Here is an 18,021-nt window from a genome sequence, read left to right on the forward strand (position 1 = left end):
AGAAAAAACTTACTGTACATTTGTAAAAATTAGTTTATAATGAATTACATTTTATTTGATGGAACAGTTAGAGCATCCTTATTGCCTTTAACATACACTCGACCAGTAGCTGAACTAAGAATTGGTATTTTAACAATTCGAGAAAAATGGGAAGAATACCTTGGTTTTACCATTACAACTCTTACCGAAGAATATTTAGAAGATAAATTTCCGATGGTTGAAATGGAGCAAAATATTATGATAAATGCTTCTTTTCTGCCTAATAAATTATTAGTAGAAAAAATTTCTGAACTCACCAATAATCAGGTAATTATTACAGGTGATGAAATAATTGCTTTTTATACAAATGATACGCAAGATGAGGTTGATTTTGATACTTATGAAATAATTGAGTTTAATGATAAGGTTCTTCAAATTAAAAATACTTGGGATTTATTTTCATTAAATGAAAAAGCTTTAAAAGCAGACTTTGACTTAATTACTGAAGGAAGAACTTCGCAACCAATTCCAAAAGGTGTAAATGTAATTAACAAAGAAAATATTTTTATTGAAGAAGGAGCCGAAATATTATTTTCAACTTTAAATGCAAGTACTGGACCTATTTATATAGGAAAAAATGCACTTATAATGGAAGGAAGTTTAATTAGAGGTCCTTTTAGTTTGGGAGAAGAATCTGTAGTTAAAATGGGATCTAAAGTTTATGGAGCAACTACTGTTGGTCCGTATTGCAAAATAGGAGGAGAAGTAAACAATTCAATATTATTTGCATATTCCAGTAAAGGCCATGAAGGTTATTTGGGAAATTCTGTGCTAGGTGAATGGTGTAATATTGGTGCAGATTCTAACAATTCAAACTTAAAAAATAATTATGCTGAAGTTAGGTTGTGGAATTATGAAACTGAAAACTTTGCTAAAACTGGATTACAATTTTGTGGTTTAATAATGGGAGATCATTCTAAATGTGCGATAAACACTATGTTTAATACTGGTACAGTGGTTGGCGTAAGCGCAAATATTTATGGAAGTAATTTTCCAAGAAACTTTATACCATCCTTTAGTTGGGGTGGTGCTGCAGGTTTCTCAGTGTATCAAATTAATAAAGCTGTAGAAACTGCAAAGTTGGTTTACAAAAGGCGAGATTTAGAGTTTGATGACAAGGAGCAAAAAATTTTAGCTCATGTTTTTGATATCACCACAAAATATAGAAATTTTTAAAATAAACAACGCTGTATAATTTTATACAGCGTTGTTATTTAAAAGAATATTTTATTTTAGCTTCTTTTTTTTATAGAACCAGAACCCGCAGATTTAACTTTTACAATTGTTGGATTTCCTGAATAAATAATATTTCCTGACCCCGCAGTTGATCCATGTATTTCATTTACTGCATTTACTTTTACATTTCCAGAACCTGCAATTTTTATAGTTGAAATGTCTGATTTTAAATCGTACGCATTCACATTTCCAGAACCTGCAATACTACAGGTAAGATTTGAGGTTTTTCCATTTAATTGAATGTTTCCAGAACCCGCTATATTTGAATTAATAGTATTTGTAGCAACTTCTAATTGAATGCTTCCAGAACCTGCTAAACTTAATTTTAAGTTATTTGTATTTACAATATCTTTTGAATTAACATGTCCAGAACCTGCTAATGAAATTGCATCAATTTCTTCAAAAGGAATGGTTATTTCAATTTTTTTATTTGATTGAATTTGATAGCCATCTTTTGTTTTAATATTTAGTTCTCCATTTTTTACTTCTGTTATAATATATGGCAATAAATTCTCTTGTGCTTTAATAGTAATTGCACCTTCTTTTCCTTTTAATAAAGTTACATGAAATGCGCCTCCAATACCAATTTTATCATAATTTGCAACAGTTCTGTTGGTGGTTGTAATATCACCGTTTCCTTTTATTTTCTTTGAAAACATTTGTGCGCTTAATTGCGAACTTAAAATAATTAGTACTAATAGGCTTGTAATTTTTTTCATAATTTAAATTTTAGTTGTTAGTAAATGTTACGCTTCCATAACTTGATTTTATAGAAATTGAAGCGTTTGATGTTGGTTTGTTATAATAACCTTCGTAATATTTTGAAGAAGTATTGCTGATTTCTTTATTGAAATTAAATCCATTTGTACCTTTTAAACTACCATAACTTAAAGAAGCATTTATATTAAAAGCATTAGTTGTATTTATGCCAAGTTTAATATGCGTGTAAGATGATTGTACTTTTACAAACTTAAAATTGGTATTTAAATCGCTAATTTTTAAAGATCCATAATCTATTATAAAATCTGCACTTCCTTTTAATTTACCAATTGTAGTATGCATATAGTCGCAGTTTCCTTGTATGTTACCTGCGTTTTCAATTTTTAAATCGCCATAGTCACAGTTAAAATCTAAATCTTCTAACAAGCCAAAAGATAGGTGAGAATAATCAGCATTTAGTTTTATTTTACCCGATTTTTCAATATGAAGTGTAGAATAATCAGCATTAATAACACCATCTTTCATGAATTGAATTTTAGAATTGTTAGTGTAATCAATATTTATATGATTATTACTATTTAATAGTTCGCCAATGTTTAATTTTCCGTAATCACAATTAATTTTTGAGGCTCCTTCTAATTTATCAATGTTAATGCTTCCGTAATCATTTGTTAAATTTACATTGTTTGTTATGGGCATTTTAATTAAATAATTAATTTCCATACTTACATTACTGCTTTTTCCCCAAAAACTCCAAGAGTTAGAAATTTTTTCAATAATTGTTTTTGCAGAAACGCTGTTACTATTGCCATTAAAATCTATAGAAATTGCATCTAATTTTTCTTGTACTTTTTCTTCATTATCACCGTTAGTTGTAATGCTAACTACAATGCTAATATTATTTTCGTTCCAGCTAACAATATCAATATTGCCATATTTGTTATTAATAGTTAAAGACGCATCTTTTAAAACATTAAAATCTTTTTTAATGACTTTATTTTTTGTGTATTTACCATCTTTAATTCCAGCAGAAATTGTGAGTGGTATTAGGATAAATAGAAATATTATTTTATACATGGTTTTCATTTTGTTGTTTTTTTAATTGTTTAACATCTTCAATTTGAGCTAATAAACTTTGTAATAACTCTATACGTTGTTGAAAATTAGAGATCATTGCGTAAATAATTCTTTTATCTTCAGTACTTTCTTTGAGCTCTAAAGTAAGTTGATTGTATTGAGTTTCAAGTTTATTAAGTTGTAATAATGCATCATTAATTAGTTGTTCAGTATCGCTATTTCTTTCTAATTGTATAGTTTCTAATTCTTTTTGAATGGTGGTTACAAAGTAACTTTGTGTTTCTTCCATTTTAGGTGAAATACTAGCCAATTCTAAACCGTTGTTTGAATAATTTTTACCAATCCAAATACCAATAAAAAGCAGAATTGAGGCAGCAATAGGTAACAGTAAAAAGCTTCTATTTATTTTTTTTATAGGTGTAGCTTTTTTTTGTTTTAATTTTTTTTCAAACCTGTTAAAATGACCAAGAGTAGGCTCTTCAGTGTCAAATTGATTTTCAAGGTTTTTAAAAATATGTTCTAAATTATCTTTCATATTGTACAGATAAAAGTTGTTTCAGTTTGTTTTTTGCTCGTGAAATGGTTGTTCTACTATTTTCGTATGATATATCCATAATTTGAGCAATTTCTTCGTAATCATATCCTTCAATAAAATGTAATGTAAGTGATACTTTATAATTTGTTTTTAATTCATTTATTTTTTGAAGTAATTCTTTTGCGCTTAATGCATCATAATCTTCAACATCATTTACTTCGTTTTCACTTAAATTTAAATTTTCTAAAGGTTTGGTTTCAATTCGTTTATTCTTTTTTAAAGCAGTAATGCTATTATTTATCACTATTTTTTTTAACCAAGCTCCAAAAGATACAGTTCCACTAAATGAATCTAGTTTTGTAAATGCTGCTAAAAAAGATTCTTGCATAATATCTTCAGCTTCAAAACTGTCATTTACAATTCTAATAGCAGTATTATACATTGCTTTATAATACTGTTTATACACAGTAAATTGTGCATTAGCATTCCCTTTTTTACAAAGTTCTAACAGTTGGTTAATATGTTGAATTTCTGTTTTCAAAAATTGATTTCTACTTAAAAGACAGTGTAAAAATTAAACTGTTACACTTTTAGTTAAATTTATAAAAAAATTAGTGGATGTTTATCGTAATTTTGGCACAACAATTGAAAAATACTAATAGAGCTTATTTAATATTTATTTTTAGAAGCTTGATAATCAATTTAATAAATGAATTTTATGGTTGTTATTTCTTTTTGATAAAAAAAATAAATGACAAAATGACTAATAATATACTATGAGTAATACAAAATTTTTAAAACTGGACAATCTGTCATTAGATAATATTTTAGATGATGATGCTGATTTAATACCATTAATGACTCCTGAAGACGAAGAAGAGATAAATAGAGAAGATGTACCAGAATTATTGCCAATATTACCATTAAGAAATACGGTGTTGTTTCCTGGGGTTGTAATTCCTATTACTGCTGGTAGAGATAAATCTATTCAGTTAATTAAAGAAGCCAATAAAGGCAACAAAATAATTGGAGTTGTAGCACAAAAAAATGAAGCAATTGAAGATCCAACTGTAAATGATATTCATAAAGTTGGAACAGTAGCTGTTATTTTAAGAATGCTTAAAATGCCTGATGGAAATACAACAGTTATTATACAAGGCAAAAAGCGTTTTGAAATAGAATCTATAGTGCAAGAACAACCCTATTTTCAGGCAACAACAAAAGCGTGTGTTGAAGATAGAAGCGAAGAAAAGGATGTTGAGTTTGATGCAATTATAGAATCTATTAAAGAAATGGCAATTCGGATAATTAAAGAAAATCCAAATTTACCTACAGAAGCTACATTTGCTATTAAAAATATTGAAAGCAATCCATTTTTAATCAACTTTGTTTCGGCAAATATGAATTTAAAAGTAGAGGAAAAGCAAGAATTATTAGAAACTAATAATTTAAAAGAAAGAGCTTTACTTACTTTAAAAAAGATGGGGGCAGAGTTACAACGTTTAGAGTTGAGAAACGATATTCAGTCTAAAACTAGAACGGATATGGATCAACAACAACGTGAATACTATTTGCATCAACAACTAAAAACTATTCAAGAAGAGTTAGGTGGTGTTTCTTTTGATGAAGAATTAGAAGAAATGAAAACGCGTTCTAAATCAAAAAAATGGACAAAGGAAGTGCAAGCTATTTTTGATAAAGAATTAGGACGTTTACAGCGTATGAATCCGCAAATGGCAGATTACTCTGTACAACGTAATTATTTAGATTTATTGTTAGATTTACCTTGGAATGAATACTCCGTTGATAAATTTGATTTAAAACGTGCTCAAAAAATATTAGACAGAGATCATTTTGGTTTAGAGAAAGTAAAAGAGCGTATTGTTGAACATTTGGCTGTTTTAAAATTAAAAGGAGATATGAGATCGCCAATTATTTGTTTATACGGTCCTCCAGGTGTTGGGAAAACTTCTTTAGGAAAATCAATCGCAGAATCTATTGGTAGAAAATATGTGCGTATGTCTTTAGGAGGTTTACGTGATGAAGCTGAAATACGCGGACATAGAAAAACATATATTGGTGCAATGCCAGGTAGAATTATAAAAGATATTAAAAAAGCAGGAACTTCAAATCCGGTTTTTGTGTTAGATGAAATTGATAAATTAGCATCATCAAGTCATAATGGAGATCCTTCTTCAGCAATGTTGGAAGTTTTAGATCCTGAGCAAAACACTACGTTTTATGATAATTTTTTAGAGCTTGATTACGATTTATCTAAAGTATTATTTGTTGCAACGGCTAACAGTTTATCTACCATTCCTTGGGCGTTAAGAGATAGAATGGAAATTATAAATGTTTCTGGTTATACTATTGAAGAAAAAGTAGAAATTGCCAAACGTCATTTATTACCAAAGCAACTAAAAGAACACGGTTTAACTACAGAACATTTACAAATGGGTAAACGTGAGTTAGAAAAAATTGTGGAAGCTTACACGCGTGAATCGGGTGTTAGAGGTTTAGAAAAACAAATTGCTAAAATGGTTCGTTATGCAGCTAAATCTATTGCAATGGAAGAGGTTTATGAACCAAAAGTTTCTATTGAAATTATTGAGAAAGTATTAGGCCCATCGCATTTAGAACGTGATAAATATGAAAGTAATGATGTTGCTGGTGTTGTTACAGGTTTAGCTTGGACAAGTGTTGGGGGTGATATTTTATTTATTGAATCGATCATTTCAAAAGGTAAAGGAGGATTAACTATTACTGGAAATATAGGTAATGTAATGAAAGAGTCTGCTACCATTGCAATGGAATATATTAGAGCAAACGCTAATGATTTTGGAATAAAATTAGAATGGTTAGATTCCTATAAAATGCATATGCATATTCCTGAAGGAGCAACTCCAAAAGATGGTCCAAGTGCAGGTATAACAATGCTTACATCAATAGCTTCTGTATTTACACAACGTAAAGTAAAGCCAAAATTAGCAATGACAGGTGAAATTACTTTAAGAGGTAAAGTATTGCCTGTTGGAGGAATTAAAGAGAAAATATTGGCTGCAAAACGCGCTAATATTAAAGAAATAATTTTATGTAAAGAAAATGAAAAAGATATTTTGGAAATTAAAGAATCTTATTTAAAAGGATTAAAATTCCATTATGTTACTGAAATGAGAGAAGTAATTGATTTAGCTTTGATGAAGCAGAAAGTTAAAAATGCAAAAAAATTATAAGTAGTTTATAATTTAAAAAGACAATAATTTAAAAGGGCAGCCAAATGGTTGCTCTTTTTTTGTTTACAATACTTTTAAAAGTTGCACAACAAATTTTAAAAGTTGCGCAACTATTGAAAAAAGGTGTGCAACTATTAAAAAAAGGTGTACACCTTTTTTTTAATGTCTAACAATTTGTACTTGCAATAAAAAACGGTACAATTAATTGCGTGATTTAAGCAGCTGCATTTTGGTTATACATTTCTATTTCAAATTCTTTTATAGTTTTATACCCTAAAGTTGAGTTTATTCTTCTTTTATAATACCAAGATTCAATCCAAGTAAAGATAGTTAATTCAACTTATGATCTTTAATCATTATTTTACTTTTAATAATTTTACTTTAAAAGCTTATTGAATTTTGTAATAAATTTTAAATAACTAAAAAGGTTTTTATTATTTGTAATTTCTTACATCAATAATTTTTCCGTTTTTTAATTCACCAGACACATCTAGTTGGTAAATTTGTTCAGCAACTTGTTTAGGTGTTGATAAATCTCCGTGCTCATAAAAATCGATAAAACGTTGTACAGATTTAAAGTTATCTTTAGGAGTATTTCTTGCCAATTCTTGCATATCAGTATCAACAATACCTGGGTAAACAGAAACTATTTTAACGCCATTTTTTAATTCTTTTTGTTCTTTAGAAATAACTTTAGTCATCATGTCTAATCCAGCTTTAGAAGCGCAATACATAGTCCAGCTTTCATAAGGATTGATAGCTGCACCGGATGAAATATTGATAATTTTCTTTTTACAATTAAACTCTTTTGAAAGTTTTATAAATTGAGAACTTAAAATAAGTGGAGCTGTTAAATTTATTTGAATAGTATAACTAATATCTTTTGGTTCAATATTTTCAAGTGTATTTACGGTCCCTAAATTACCTGCATTATTGAACAGTGTTAAAATAGAAGTGTTTTCACTATTTAAATGTGAAAATATTTCTTTAATAGTCTTTTCAATTTGTATAATATCATTTAAATCGCATTGGTATTGTTCAACAGCATATTCCTTTTTTAATTTAGTTCTAGCAATGGAAATAACTCTATAGCCATTTTTATGATATTCTTCAGCAATGCCATGACCCAAACCTTTACTTCCTCCAGTAATAATTACTATTTTTTCCATATAAATGAATTTATAATACTAATTTAAAAAAATTAATTGATTGAAGTTGACTAAATCTTTATTTGTAGATTTTTTTAGCTGCATCCCAAAACACGTCCATTTCAGCTAAAGACATATCATGCAATGATTTATCCATTTTTTTTGCTGCTTTTTCTAAATACTGAAATCTATTGATGAATTTTTTATTAGTACGTTCTAACGCATTTTCTGGATTTACCTTAATAAAACGGGCGTAATTAATAAGAGAAAATAACACATCACCAAATTCAGCTTCTATATTATCGGTATTTCCTTTTTCAATTTCAGCATTTAATTCTGCCAATTCTTCTTGTACTTTTTCCCAAACCTGTTGTGGTTCTTCCCAATCAAAGCCTACGCCTGCAACTTTATCTTGAATTCGGTTGGCTTTTACCAATGCAGGTAATGATTTTGGAACGCCTTCTAAAACTGAAGTTTTTCCTTCTTTTAGTTTTAGTTTTTCCCAATTTTGTTTTACGTCGTCTTCATTTTCTACTTCAACGTTTCCATAAATGTGTGGATGACGGTGAATTAATTTTTCTGAAATAGCTTCAGCTACATCTGCAATATCAAAAGCATCTGTTTCTGAACCTATTTTAGCGTAAAAAACAATATGTAATAATACATCACCTAATTCTTTTTTAATTTCTTGTAAGTCGTTATTAAGAATGGCGTCACCTAACTCATAAGTTTCCTCAATAGTTAAATGTCGGAGTGATTGAAATGTTTGTTTTTGATCCCAAGGACATTTAGAACGCAACTCATCCATAATGTCTAAAAGTCGACCAAATGCTTGAAGTTGCTGTTCTCTTGTGTGCATTATTCTTCGGTTGTTTCTTCTTCAACTTCTTTAATAGAAGAAAAGTCAAAGTTTTTAGAAGCTAATAAATTATACCATTGTAGCACTTTTTTAATATTTGAAGTGTATACACGTTCTTCGTCAAAATTTGGTAAAACTTCTCTAAAATATGACGTTAATACTTTGCCACTTTCTTTAGGGTTTAATGCTTCTTTGCTATTTTCTTTTTCGGCTATAGCTTTAAAAACAATACGTAATGGAACTTCTTCTTCATAAGTGTAAATGGCAATTTCATTTAATGCACTAATATTATGTGTAGCAGTTACGGGTGTTTTTTTTCCGTCAATTAGTGATTCTACAATAATTCCGCCTTTAGATTGTGCTTTAATCTCAAACAATCCTGGTTTACCATTAATGGCAACAATATTTTTTAATTCCATATAGTTATTTTCTTTTTAAGGTTGGAAATTTCATCCTGTAATCAGCATTTACTTTCCCTTTTGAAATGTTTTCTAATTTCTTTTTAAGCAATCGTTTTTTTAATGATGAAATTTTGTCAGTAAATAAAATACCTTCAATATGGTCGTACTCGTGTTGAATTACTCGTGCAGCTAAACCGTCAATTACTTCAGTATGTTTTTCAAAATTTTCATCTAAATATTCAATGGTAATTTTACTCTGTCTAAAAACATCCTCTCTAATATCAGGAATACTTAAACATCCTTCCGTAAAAGCCCATTCATCACCTTCTTCTTTTATTATTTTAGCATTTATAAATACTTTGTCAAAATTAGCTAAAAATGTACGCTCAACTTCGTCTAAATCTTCATCTTCACCAAATGGTGTTGTGTTTACTATAAACAATCGAATAGATTTGTCAATTTGTGGAGCAGCTAAACCAACGCCTTGAGCGTTTAACATGGTTTCTCTCATATTTTCAATAAGTTCAGCTAAATTTGGATAGTTTTTATCAATTTCTACGCCTACTTTTCTTAAAACAGGATCTCCGTAAGCCACAATAGGTAAAATCATATTCTTTTTTTTGGTTTGCAAAAATACAAAAGATTCAATGAATAATAAAATTTTAATTGAAAGGTATTTTTTTATGAAAATTATGTTATTTTTAGTGTAAATAGCAAAACAGATTATATGGAAGCATTATTTAAGTATGCAACACCAGCAATTTATTGGATACTAGTAATAATTTGGGGCTATATTTTTGTCTTCTATTTAAAAAAAATTAATAGAAAAAATGAAGGTGATAAATTATTAAATCTTTTATTATTTATACTAGCAATTGATGCTTTTAGAACGCTTTTTGAAAGTATATATTTTGGTACGTGGTATACTTCATTATCAGGGATAATTCCAATAGAAATTTTCAATTATTTAGCACAACCCAAAATTGTTTTTTATCCTAAACTTTTAAACTTAATTGTTGCGTTATTAATTTTAATAATGATTATTAGAAAATGGCTGCCATCTGAATTAAAACAAAAAGAAAAAATTAAACTACAAATTAAGGAACAATTAGATGAATTAATAATTTTAAATAATAAGCTACTTTTTGCAAAAGAACGAGCTGAAGAAAGTGAAGATAAATTGAAAAGGGCAATTATGGCATCACCATTTCCAACGATGATTTATGCTGATGATGGAGAAGTATTAACTATAAATGAAGCTTGGGAACAATTAACGGGTTATTCACTCAAAGATATTCCAACGATTGTTGATTGGATAAATAAAGCATTTGAAAATGAGATTGAAAGTATTGGAGAAAAGAATAAGAGTTTTTACGATTTAAATGGAAAAGCGATTGAAGGGGAGTACGAAGTCTTAACTTCAAAAGGCACTAAATTAGTTTGGGATTTTAGTTCAGCTTTATTAGGTAAGTTTAGCGATGGTAGAAAACTTGTAATTTCTATAGCAAAAGATATTACAACTCAAAAACAAAATCAATTGAATTTGTACAATCAAAAAAAATTGTTTGAAACTATGTTCAATACCATAACAGATGGCGTAGTAATAACTAATACAAAAAGAGAAATAATTTTAGCTAATAAAGGTATTGAAACTACATTTGGGTATGATCCAGAAGTTTTATTAGGAAAAACTACTCAAATACTCTACGCTGATATTGAAAAATTTAAAGATGCAGGTGCAAAATTTTATGATGAGAATGTGAAAAATGCTGATAATTTTTATTTTACATTGTACAAAAACAAAAATAATGATGTTTTTCCTGGTGAAACCTTTGGTGCTAAATTATATGATACAAATAGCAAATGGATAGGGAATTTAGAAATTATCAGAAATATAAGCGAACGTCAGAATTTAATTTTTAACTTAAAAATTGCCAAAGAAAAAGCAGAACAAAGCGATCAGTTAAAATCGGCATTTTTAGCAAACATGAGTCATGAAATACGGACTCCTATGAATGGAATTTTAGGATTTTCAGAATTATTAAAAAACCCCGAATTAACTGGAGAAAAGCAACAGCAATATATTGATATTATTGAAAAAAGTGGAGCAAGAATGCTAAACATAATAAACGATATTATTGATATCTCTAAAATTGAAGCTGGTTTAATGGAACTTGAAATTACTGAGTTTAATATAAATGAATTAGGGGATTATTTATATACTTTTTTTAAACCAGAAGTAACATCTAAAGGTCTTGATTTTATATTTAATAAAAAATTACCTATTGAAATGGCTGTTATTAAAACTGATAGAGAAAAACTACTTTCAATATTTACAAACCTTATAAAAAATGCTATTAAATATACTGATAAAGGTATAATTGAATTTGGCTATCAAGTAAAAGATAATTTTTATGAATTTTTTGTGAAAGATTCGGGTATTGGAATTCAAAAAATTAAACAAGATCTTGTATTTCAGCGTTTTATTCAGGCGGATATTAAAAATAGTATGGCTCGTCAAGGTGCTGGATTAGGATTGTCTATTTCTAAAGCATTCTGTGAGTTACTAGGTGGTAATATTAGAGTTGAAAGTGAAGAAGGGGTAGGTTCTACATTTTATTTTACAGTTCCTTATAATATAAATTTGAGCAGTCAAAACCAAGAACATCATAAGTTGAATGTTCCTGTTTCTGCTAAAAAAATACACTTAAAAGTGTTAGTCGCTGAAGATGACGAAATATCTAAAATGTACCTTTCAGAAACTATTGGCAATATTTCTCATACCATTTTAACAGCTGCATCAGGTACTGATGCAATTACAATTTGTAAGGAAAATCCCGATATAGATTTAATTTTAATGGATATTCAAATGCCCGGTTTAAATGGTTATGAAGCCACTCGTGAAATAAGAAAATTCAATAAAAATGTTGTTATTATTGCTCAAACTGCTTTTGGATTGTCTGGAGATAGAGAAAAATCAATAAAAGCAGGATGTGATGAATATATATCTAAACCTATTCAAAGTAATCAATTATTAGAACTTATTGAAGCTTGTTTTAACAAATCGGATAACGCTACTGTATAATACGCAAAAATTTATTTATTCTACTTTTTATAAAAATTAAATTGGTTTAATTTATGTTACTATTATTTAAATGTTTAAAAACTATTTATTTAGTTATGTAACTATAAAAATAGTTATTATATTTGATTAAATTTATTTTTAAACAATTAAACGTTATAAATGAGAAAAGTAATAAATACATTAATTGTGATAGTTTTTTTTAATCTAACACTTTTAGCACAAAATAAAATTGCTTCAGATCCAATTTTTGTTGTAAATGAAAAAATTGTTTCCAAACAAAAAATAGAGGAATATTTAAGCAAAGGTTATATAAAAGAAATGCAAAACAGCATTACAGATCAGCAATATTTAAATTTAAAAAGTAAACTTGGTGAAAATCTTGGTGAAAAGGAATTTATTGTAATTATTAAAATTTTTACCGAATCTGAAATGAATGAACAAAAAGCGCAAGTAAATACAATTACAGAAAAATCAACTCCAACAAAAATTAAGGATGAATATCTATTAAAAGTAAATGACATTGCTGTAGATTTTAATTTAAAAATGCTTAATGGTGACATTATTAATTTAGCCAATTTAAAAGGAAAAGTTGTGTTATTAAACTTTTGGGCTACTTGGTGTGGACCTTGTATTAGAGAATTTTATGAAATTCCTTCAAAAATTTTAACCAAATTTAAAAACGAAGATTTTATATTTCTTCCAGTTTCAATTGGAGAAGATGTGCAAATTGTAAAAGACAAAATGATATATTTAAGCAAAAAGGGTATTGTGTTTAATGTTGGAATTGATCCTGATAAAATAATTTGGAATAGTTATGCTACAGGATCAATTCCTAAAAATTTTATAATTGATAAAAACGGAATAATTAATTTTATAACAACAGGTTATAATGAAGAAAATATTGATACTTTGGTAAAACAATTAGAATTTTTACTTAAAAACTAGCTAAATATTTATGAAAAAACTTTTACTATTATTTGTTGTAGTTACTTTTTTTAACTGTAGTTTTAAAAAGGAACAAAACCTTAAAGTTGAAAATAACCCAACAGACAAAATTAGTGTGCTTAATTTTGCCACGGTACATTTATCATATACATCAGATGCAAAAAGTGCAAATAGAAATTTAGATGATAAGCATGTGAAAGATGCTATAAATAAAATAGTTACTTGTTTAGTTAACTACAAACCCACTATTATTTGTATAGAAATGCAGCCTGATAACAATGAATTTGTTAATGAAACCTATCAAAAATATATTATAAATCAATCTAATAGATTAAATTATTCTGATGAAATTAACTCAATTGGTTTAGAAACAGGAAGGTTAAGCGGTGTTCATAAAATTTATGGAATTGATAGTCAAATAGGTTTTGATTACCCAAGTTTAATTGCAATTGCCAATAAAAAAAAGTCCGATAGTTTATTTGTTGAAAAAATAATGAAATCTTATGATTCAGTAAATAGTTTACCAATATTTGAACAATTTATAAAAATAAATTCATCAGCTTATAAAAACGAAACGTTTAATTTTTATAATTTTTTAGCTACAATGCACAGTGAAAATAATTTTGAAGGTGCTGATATTATTGCTGATTTTTATAAAAGAAATTTAAGAATGTATGCTAACTTTTGTGATATTCCTTTGCAAAAAAACGACAGAGTTTTAATTATTTTGGGTGCCACTCATACAGCTTATTTTGATATTTTTTTAGAAAATAATCCAAAATATAAATTAGAAAATACTGCTGATTATTTAAAATAAAACGAATTTTTAACGCTTTAAAAGATAAATATTAAAAGCTTTTTATAAAAATTTACTATTTGGTGATAAAAGAATATATATCAGCAAGTTTAGTTCGTATTTTTTTGTTAAATTTAATATGAATTTAACCTCATTTTTGTTTCGCCCTTATTTTCTGTTTTAACTAAAAAATTTAAAAAGTTTCACCCAATCATTTTATACAATTATAAATTTGATAAAGGTTTTAAGGGGCTAAACACCCAACGTCGAAAATGTGAAAGCGAAATTCGACACCAATGAAATGAGTAGCCGAGAAAAAGCTGAAAATCGATAGAGTAGGCATTTAATTAACGCATTAATTTTTAGACAATGAAAAAGCATCTAATTATTTTGCTAGTTACATTTTTTGTTAGTTTTAGTGGGTTTTCACAAAATGTTTCTGGCGTTTATAAAACAGACTACAGAGAAATGACACTTCAGCAAAATGGCACTAAAGTTACAGGTACTTACGAAAGTGGTAATGGAAAGATTGACGCAATTTTAAATGGGAATAAGCTTGTAGGTACGTGGAGAAATAGTGGAAGTAATAAAAGTGGAAATTTTGAATTTATTTTTAATTCAGATTGTTCATCTTTTACTGGTAAATATGGATATAACAGCAGTTCACCAACTAAAAAATGGAATGGAACTAAAATTAAATCTTCTAACACAAAAGTTGTATCCATTAAAGAAGACGCACCTATATTGCACAACGTTGCAGGCGTTTATAAAACAGATTATAAAGAAATGACGCTTCAACAAAAAGGGTTTAAAGTTACGGGAACTTACGAAAGTGGTAATGGAAAGATTGACGCAACTTTAAATGGAAATAAACTTATAGGAACTTGGAGTAATAGTGGAAGTAATAAAAGTGGAAAATTCGAATTTATTTTTAATTCAGACTTTTCATCTTTTATAGGTAAATATGGATATAATAGCAGTTTGCCGACTAAAAAATGGAATGGAACAAAAATTAGCTCTGCAAGTTCAACTATAAAATTACCTACAAAACAAGAAACACTACCAATTAATATTTATGGAAGTTGGGCGCATCGGGGAGCAAGAGATCAAGATGACCGCTTAAATATTTGGCAAGAGGGAAATAGGTTTGTTATTATTATTTCTTGGATTGATATTAACACAAAAATTTGGAAATCATATAAAGGTGAAGGAGAATTTGAAGGTAGACAAATGAATTTTAAAGTGTTTCCATCAGTAATTAATGGTAAAACTATAGATCAAGGGTATATGTATCATTACACAATTTCACCTGATAATAATGTAATTACAGGATATTATACAAAAAATGGGATAAGAAACCCTGATGCAAATTGGTATTACCAACGTGTAATAGAAAATTTATGAAATTAAAAAAATGAAAATATTTGGTATAATTTTTATAGAAATACATGCAATAATTCATTTAATAGGCTTTTTAAAAGCCTTTAAAATTATAGAATTCAATTCTTTAAATCTTTCAATTTCTAAAACCTACGGAATTCTTTGGCTTTTAGCAGCTGTAATGTTTACAATAACCACCTTTTTGTTGATATTTAAAAACAATTATTGGTGGTTATTTGGAATGTTTGCTGTTTTAATTTCTCAAATTGTGATAGTTGTATTTTGGAACGAAGCTAAATATGGAACTATTATAAATTTAATTATGTTACTTGTTTGTATGTTTGCTTATGGGAATTTTAGCTTTGCTAACCAAGTAAATACCGAAGTTTCCCAAATGCTATCTAAAGTTGAAACAAATCAAAAGACATCAACAATAATAAATACAATAGATAATTTACCAATTCCTGTTCAAAAATGGTTAAAAAATTGTGGTATAAAAAATAACTTAAAAATTAAAAATGTTTATTTAAAACAAGAAGTTTTAATGAAACTAAAACCACAACAAAAAAAATGGTACAAAGCTATTGCGCAACAATATTTTATAACTCAACCCGCTGCTTTTAATTGGATGGTTACTATGGATTTAAATCCAATAATTAATTTAGTTGGAAGAGATAAATTAGCAAATGGAAAGGGTGAAATGCTTATAAAAGTAGGCGCAATTTTACCAATTGTGAACGAAAAAAATAATAGTAAAATAAATCAGGCAACGCTTCAAAGATATTTGGCTGAAATTGTTTGGTTTCCTACGTCCGCTTTAAGTTCTAATATTTATTGGGAATTTGTAAATGATAATTGTGCAAAAGCAACTATTTTGGTTAATGAAATTTTAACATCAGGATATTTTTACTTTAATAATGAAGGAGAATTTATAAAATTTTCTGCGATGAGGTATAAGGATGTGAATGATGATAAACCAAAAGAATGGATTGTTGAAGTAGTTGAAAGTAAAGTCTTAAATACGATTAAAATACCTGTAAAATTAAAAGCAACTTGGAAATTAGATGAAGAATATTTTACATGGCTTCAACTAAAAATTACTGAAATTTATTACAATATTTAGTGAAGCTTAGTATGGCTGATATTTATAAAAGTATTAATTTTAACAACCTTAATTTTAGTAATTTTAATTATATAAAGGCGTCAATACAAATGAAATATTTTCCATCATTCTTTTTAGTATTATTAATTTTTCCATTATTTTTATTGAGTCAGCAAAAAGAAATTATAAGAGTTTTTTATTTAGGTGGGCAGTCTAATATGGAAGGTTATGGTTATAACAAAGATTTGCCAAAGGACTTGAATAAGCAATTTAAAAATGTTTTTATTTATGAAGGAAATCCTACAGGAGATAACAATAAAAACGGAGGTTTAGGAAAATGGGAAGTATTAAAACCAGGTCATTGCGTTGGCTTTTCTTCTGATGGAATAAAAAACCAGTATTCTGAAAGATTCGGAATAGAATTGTCATTTGCAAAAAAGTTACAAGAATTATATCCGAAAGATAAAATTGCATTTATAAAATATGCCAAAGGAGGTTCATCTATAGATAGTATAGCTGCTAGACAATTTGGTTGTTGGGAACTAGATTTTAAAGGAATTAATCAATACGATCATTTTTTAACAACGCTTAACGGAGCTTTAAATACTAATGATATTGATGGAAATGGAAAACCAGATATTCTAATTCCATCTGGAATTATTTGGATGCAAGGTGAAAGTGATGCCGATTTTACTGAAGAAGTTGCAAATAAATACTATTCCAACTTAAAAAGATTAATGGATTTAATAAGAGCCAGTTTACGAGTAGATGATTTGCCAGTTGTAATTGGTAAAATTTCAGATTCATGCAATGATGCTGATGGTAAAGTTTGGGATTACGGTGAATTGGTACAATATGCACAAGAAAAGTTTGTAAAAACTGATGAAAATGCAGCTATTGTTAGAAATACACGATATTATAAATATTCAGATCGTTGGCATTACAACAGTAAAGGTTATATTGATTTGGGCGAAAAATTTGCTGAAGCTATTTATAAATTAAACAATAAGTAAAGTTTTTTATTGTTTGTGTAAATACGATTGTAAAATTAATGTTGCACTAATTTCATCAACCAACGCTTTATTTTGGCGATGTTTCTTTTTTAAACCACTATCAATCATACTTTGAAATGCCATTTTTGAAGTAAATCGCTCATCAATTCTTTTAATAGCAATTTTAGGGAAAGTAGTACTTAATTTTTCAACAAAAACTTTAATAAGATGTTCACTTTCACTAGCTGTATTATTCATTTGTTTAGGTTCGCCAACAATAAATAATTCAACAGTTTCATTTTTTAAATACTCGGTTAAAAATGAAAATATTTTTTTAGTATCAACAGTAGTTAATCCAGAAGCAATAATCTGAAATTCATCAGTTACCGCAATTCCAGTTCTTTTTTCACCATAATCAAAAGCTAAAATACGAGCCAAAATATTAACAGAATTTTTAAAGTTGTGCAAATTTA

Annotated in this window: 17 protein-coding genes; 8 read left to right on the plus strand and 9 right to left on the minus strand. The window is 27.7% G+C overall.

Annotation, left to right across the window (positions count from 1 at the left end):
* Positions 1–39: 39 nt before the first annotated feature.
* On the plus strand, positions 40–1,215 hold the full coding sequence (locus BM335_RS00185) for a GlmU family protein (protein WP_090221718.1): 1,176 nt from the start codon (positions 40–42) through the stop codon (positions 1,213–1,215).
* 56 nt (positions 1,216–1,271) lie between these two features.
* On the opposite strand, the gene BM335_RS00190 is transcribed toward BM335_RS00185, so the two are convergent.
* From BM335_RS00190 to BM335_RS00205, 4 genes are read right to left on the minus strand one after another with little or no spacing between them, the layout of a single operon-like run.
* Positions 1,272–1,994, minus strand: a complete 723-nt coding sequence (locus BM335_RS00190) for a head GIN domain-containing protein (protein ID WP_090221719.1) — start codon at positions 1,992–1,994, stop codon at positions 1,272–1,274.
* 10 nt (positions 1,995–2,004) lie between these two features.
* Positions 2,005–3,081 (minus strand): hypothetical protein, encoded by a 1,077-nt coding sequence (locus BM335_RS00195; protein WP_090221722.1) that lies wholly within the window; start codon positions 3,079–3,081, stop codon positions 2,005–2,007.
* Positions 3,065–3,607, minus strand: coding sequence for a hypothetical protein (locus BM335_RS00200; protein WP_090221724.1), 543 nt, complete (start codon positions 3,605–3,607; stop codon positions 3,065–3,067). Before BM335_RS00200 ends, BM335_RS00195 begins: the two co-directional genes overlap by 17 nt.
* Complete coding sequence (locus tag BM335_RS00205) at positions 3,597–4,148, minus strand: RNA polymerase sigma factor (protein ID WP_090221727.1); 552 nt, start codon at positions 4,146–4,148, stop codon at positions 3,597–3,599. The genes BM335_RS00200 and BM335_RS00205 overlap by 11 nt, the downstream gene beginning before the upstream one ends.
* A gap of 235 nt (positions 4,149–4,383) precedes the next feature.
* Between BM335_RS00205 and lon the strand changes: the two genes are divergently transcribed.
* Entirely contained in the window at positions 4,384–6,840 is a 2,457-nt protein-coding gene (gene lon / locus BM335_RS00210) for an endopeptidase La (RefSeq protein WP_090221729.1), read from the plus strand.
* A gap of 434 nt (positions 6,841–7,274) precedes the next feature.
* Here the strand turns inward: lon and BM335_RS00215 are convergent, their stop codons facing one another.
* The 4 genes from BM335_RS00215 to def are packed head-to-tail and all read right to left on the minus strand — an operon-like array spanning position 7,275 to position 9,858.
* Positions 7,275–8,009, minus strand: a complete 735-nt coding sequence (locus BM335_RS00215; RefSeq protein ID WP_090221732.1) for an SDR family NAD(P)-dependent oxidoreductase — start codon at positions 8,007–8,009, stop codon at positions 7,275–7,277.
* A gap of 58 nt (positions 8,010–8,067) precedes the next feature.
* Complete coding sequence (gene mazG / locus BM335_RS00220) at positions 8,068–8,847, minus strand: nucleoside triphosphate pyrophosphohydrolase (RefSeq protein WP_090221734.1); 780 nt, start codon at positions 8,845–8,847, stop codon at positions 8,068–8,070.
* On the minus strand, positions 8,847–9,266 hold the full coding sequence (locus BM335_RS00225) for a DUF5606 family protein (RefSeq protein ID WP_090221737.1): 420 nt from the start codon (positions 9,264–9,266) through the stop codon (positions 8,847–8,849). Before BM335_RS00225 ends, mazG begins: the two co-directional genes overlap by 1 nt.
* Positions 9,267–9,270: 4 nt before the next feature.
* Entirely contained in the window at positions 9,271–9,858 is a 588-nt protein-coding gene (gene def / locus BM335_RS00230; protein WP_090221740.1) for a peptide deformylase, read from the minus strand.
* 117 nt (positions 9,859–9,975) lie between these two features.
* Here def and BM335_RS00235 point away from each other — a divergent pair, with 117 nt between their 5' ends.
* The 6 genes from BM335_RS00235 (at position 9,976) to BM335_RS00260 (ending at position 17,569) form a co-directional block, all read left to right on the plus strand.
* On the plus strand, positions 9,976–12,333 hold the full coding sequence (locus tag BM335_RS00235; protein ID WP_090221742.1) for a PAS domain-containing hybrid sensor histidine kinase/response regulator: 2,358 nt from the start codon (positions 9,976–9,978) through the stop codon (positions 12,331–12,333).
* A gap of 159 nt (positions 12,334–12,492) precedes the next feature.
* Positions 12,493–13,278: a TlpA family protein disulfide reductase gene (locus tag BM335_RS00240; protein ID WP_090221744.1), complete on the plus strand. Its 786-nt coding sequence runs from the start codon at positions 12,493–12,495 to the stop codon at positions 13,276–13,278.
* A gap of 10 nt (positions 13,279–13,288) precedes the next feature.
* A complete protein-coding gene (locus tag BM335_RS00245) occupies positions 13,289–14,095 on the plus strand; it encodes a DUF5694 domain-containing protein (RefSeq protein WP_090221747.1) in 807 nt (268 codons plus the stop codon).
* 348 nt (positions 14,096–14,443) lie between these two features.
* Complete coding sequence (locus BM335_RS00250) at positions 14,444–15,478, plus strand: hypothetical protein (protein ID WP_090221749.1); 1,035 nt, start codon at positions 14,444–14,446, stop codon at positions 15,476–15,478.
* 10 nt (positions 15,479–15,488) lie between these two features.
* Positions 15,489–16,577 carry a DUF6920 family protein gene (locus BM335_RS00255; protein ID WP_090221751.1) on the plus strand — a complete coding sequence of 363 codons (1,089 nt, stop codon included), beginning with the start codon at positions 15,489–15,491 and terminating at the stop codon, positions 16,575–16,577.
* An 89-nt stretch (positions 16,578–16,666) separates the two neighbouring features.
* Positions 16,667–17,569 carry a sialate O-acetylesterase gene (locus tag BM335_RS00260; RefSeq protein WP_177219114.1) on the plus strand — a complete coding sequence of 301 codons (903 nt, stop codon included), beginning with the start codon at positions 16,667–16,669 and terminating at the stop codon, positions 17,567–17,569.
* Positions 17,570–17,575: 6 nt separating this feature from the next.
* Here the strand turns inward: BM335_RS00260 and ruvX are convergent, their stop codons facing one another.
* Positions 17,576–17,986, minus strand: a complete 411-nt coding sequence (ruvX, locus tag BM335_RS00265; RefSeq protein ID WP_090223170.1) for a Holliday junction resolvase RuvX — start codon at positions 17,984–17,986, stop codon at positions 17,576–17,578.
* Between the last annotated feature and the right edge of the window lie 35 nt (positions 17,987–18,021).

It is taken from the genome of Lutibacter maritimus (genome assembly GCF_900116115.1).
Classification (GTDB): domain Bacteria; phylum Bacteroidota; class Bacteroidia; order Flavobacteriales; family Flavobacteriaceae; genus Lutibacter; species Lutibacter maritimus.

Bases quoted from the DNA above. Each gene is read 5' to 3' on its own strand.
- BM335_RS00200 (WP_090221724.1), bottom strand. From the start codon at position 3,607: ATGAAAGATAATTTAGAACATATTTTTAAAAACCTTGAAAATCAATTT.
- BM335_RS00225 (WP_090221737.1), bottom strand. From the start codon at position 9,266: ATGGAATTAAAAAATATTGTTGCCATTAATGGTAAACCAGGATTGTTT.
- BM335_RS00190 (WP_090221719.1), bottom strand. From the start codon at position 1,994: ATGAAAAAAATTACAAGCCTATTAGTACTAATTATTTTAAGTTCGCAA.
- BM335_RS00195 (WP_090221722.1), bottom strand. From the start codon at position 3,081: ATGAAAACCATGTATAAAATAATATTTCTATTTATCCTAATACCACTC.
- BM335_RS00255 (WP_090221751.1), top strand. From the start codon at position 15,489: ATGAAAATATTTGGTATAATTTTTATAGAAATACATGCAATAATTCAT.
- BM335_RS00235 (WP_090221742.1), top strand. From the start codon at position 9,976: ATGGAAGCATTATTTAAGTATGCAACACCAGCAATTTATTGGATACTA.
- BM335_RS00250 (WP_090221749.1), top strand. From the start codon at position 14,444: ATGAAAAAGCATCTAATTATTTTGCTAGTTACATTTTTTGTTAGTTTT.
- lon (WP_090221729.1), top strand. From the start codon at position 4,384: ATGAGTAATACAAAATTTTTAAAACTGGACAATCTGTCATTAGATAAT.
- BM335_RS00240 (WP_090221744.1), top strand. From the start codon at position 12,493: ATGAGAAAAGTAATAAATACATTAATTGTGATAGTTTTTTTTAATCTA.
- BM335_RS00185 (WP_090221718.1), top strand. From the start codon at position 40: ATGAATTACATTTTATTTGATGGAACAGTTAGAGCATCCTTATTGCCT.
- BM335_RS00245 (WP_090221747.1), top strand. From the start codon at position 13,289: ATGAAAAAACTTTTACTATTATTTGTTGTAGTTACTTTTTTTAACTGT.
- mazG (WP_090221734.1), bottom strand. From the start codon at position 8,847: ATGCACACAAGAGAACAGCAACTTCAAGCATTTGGTCGACTTTTAGAC.
- BM335_RS00215 (WP_090221732.1), bottom strand. From the start codon at position 8,009: ATGGAAAAAATAGTAATTATTACTGGAGGAAGTAAAGGTTTGGGTCAT.
- BM335_RS00260 (WP_177219114.1), top strand. From the start codon at position 16,667: ATGAAATATTTTCCATCATTCTTTTTAGTATTATTAATTTTTCCATTA.
- def (WP_090221740.1), bottom strand. From the start codon at position 9,858: ATGATTTTACCTATTGTGGCTTACGGAGATCCTGTTTTAAGAAAAGTA.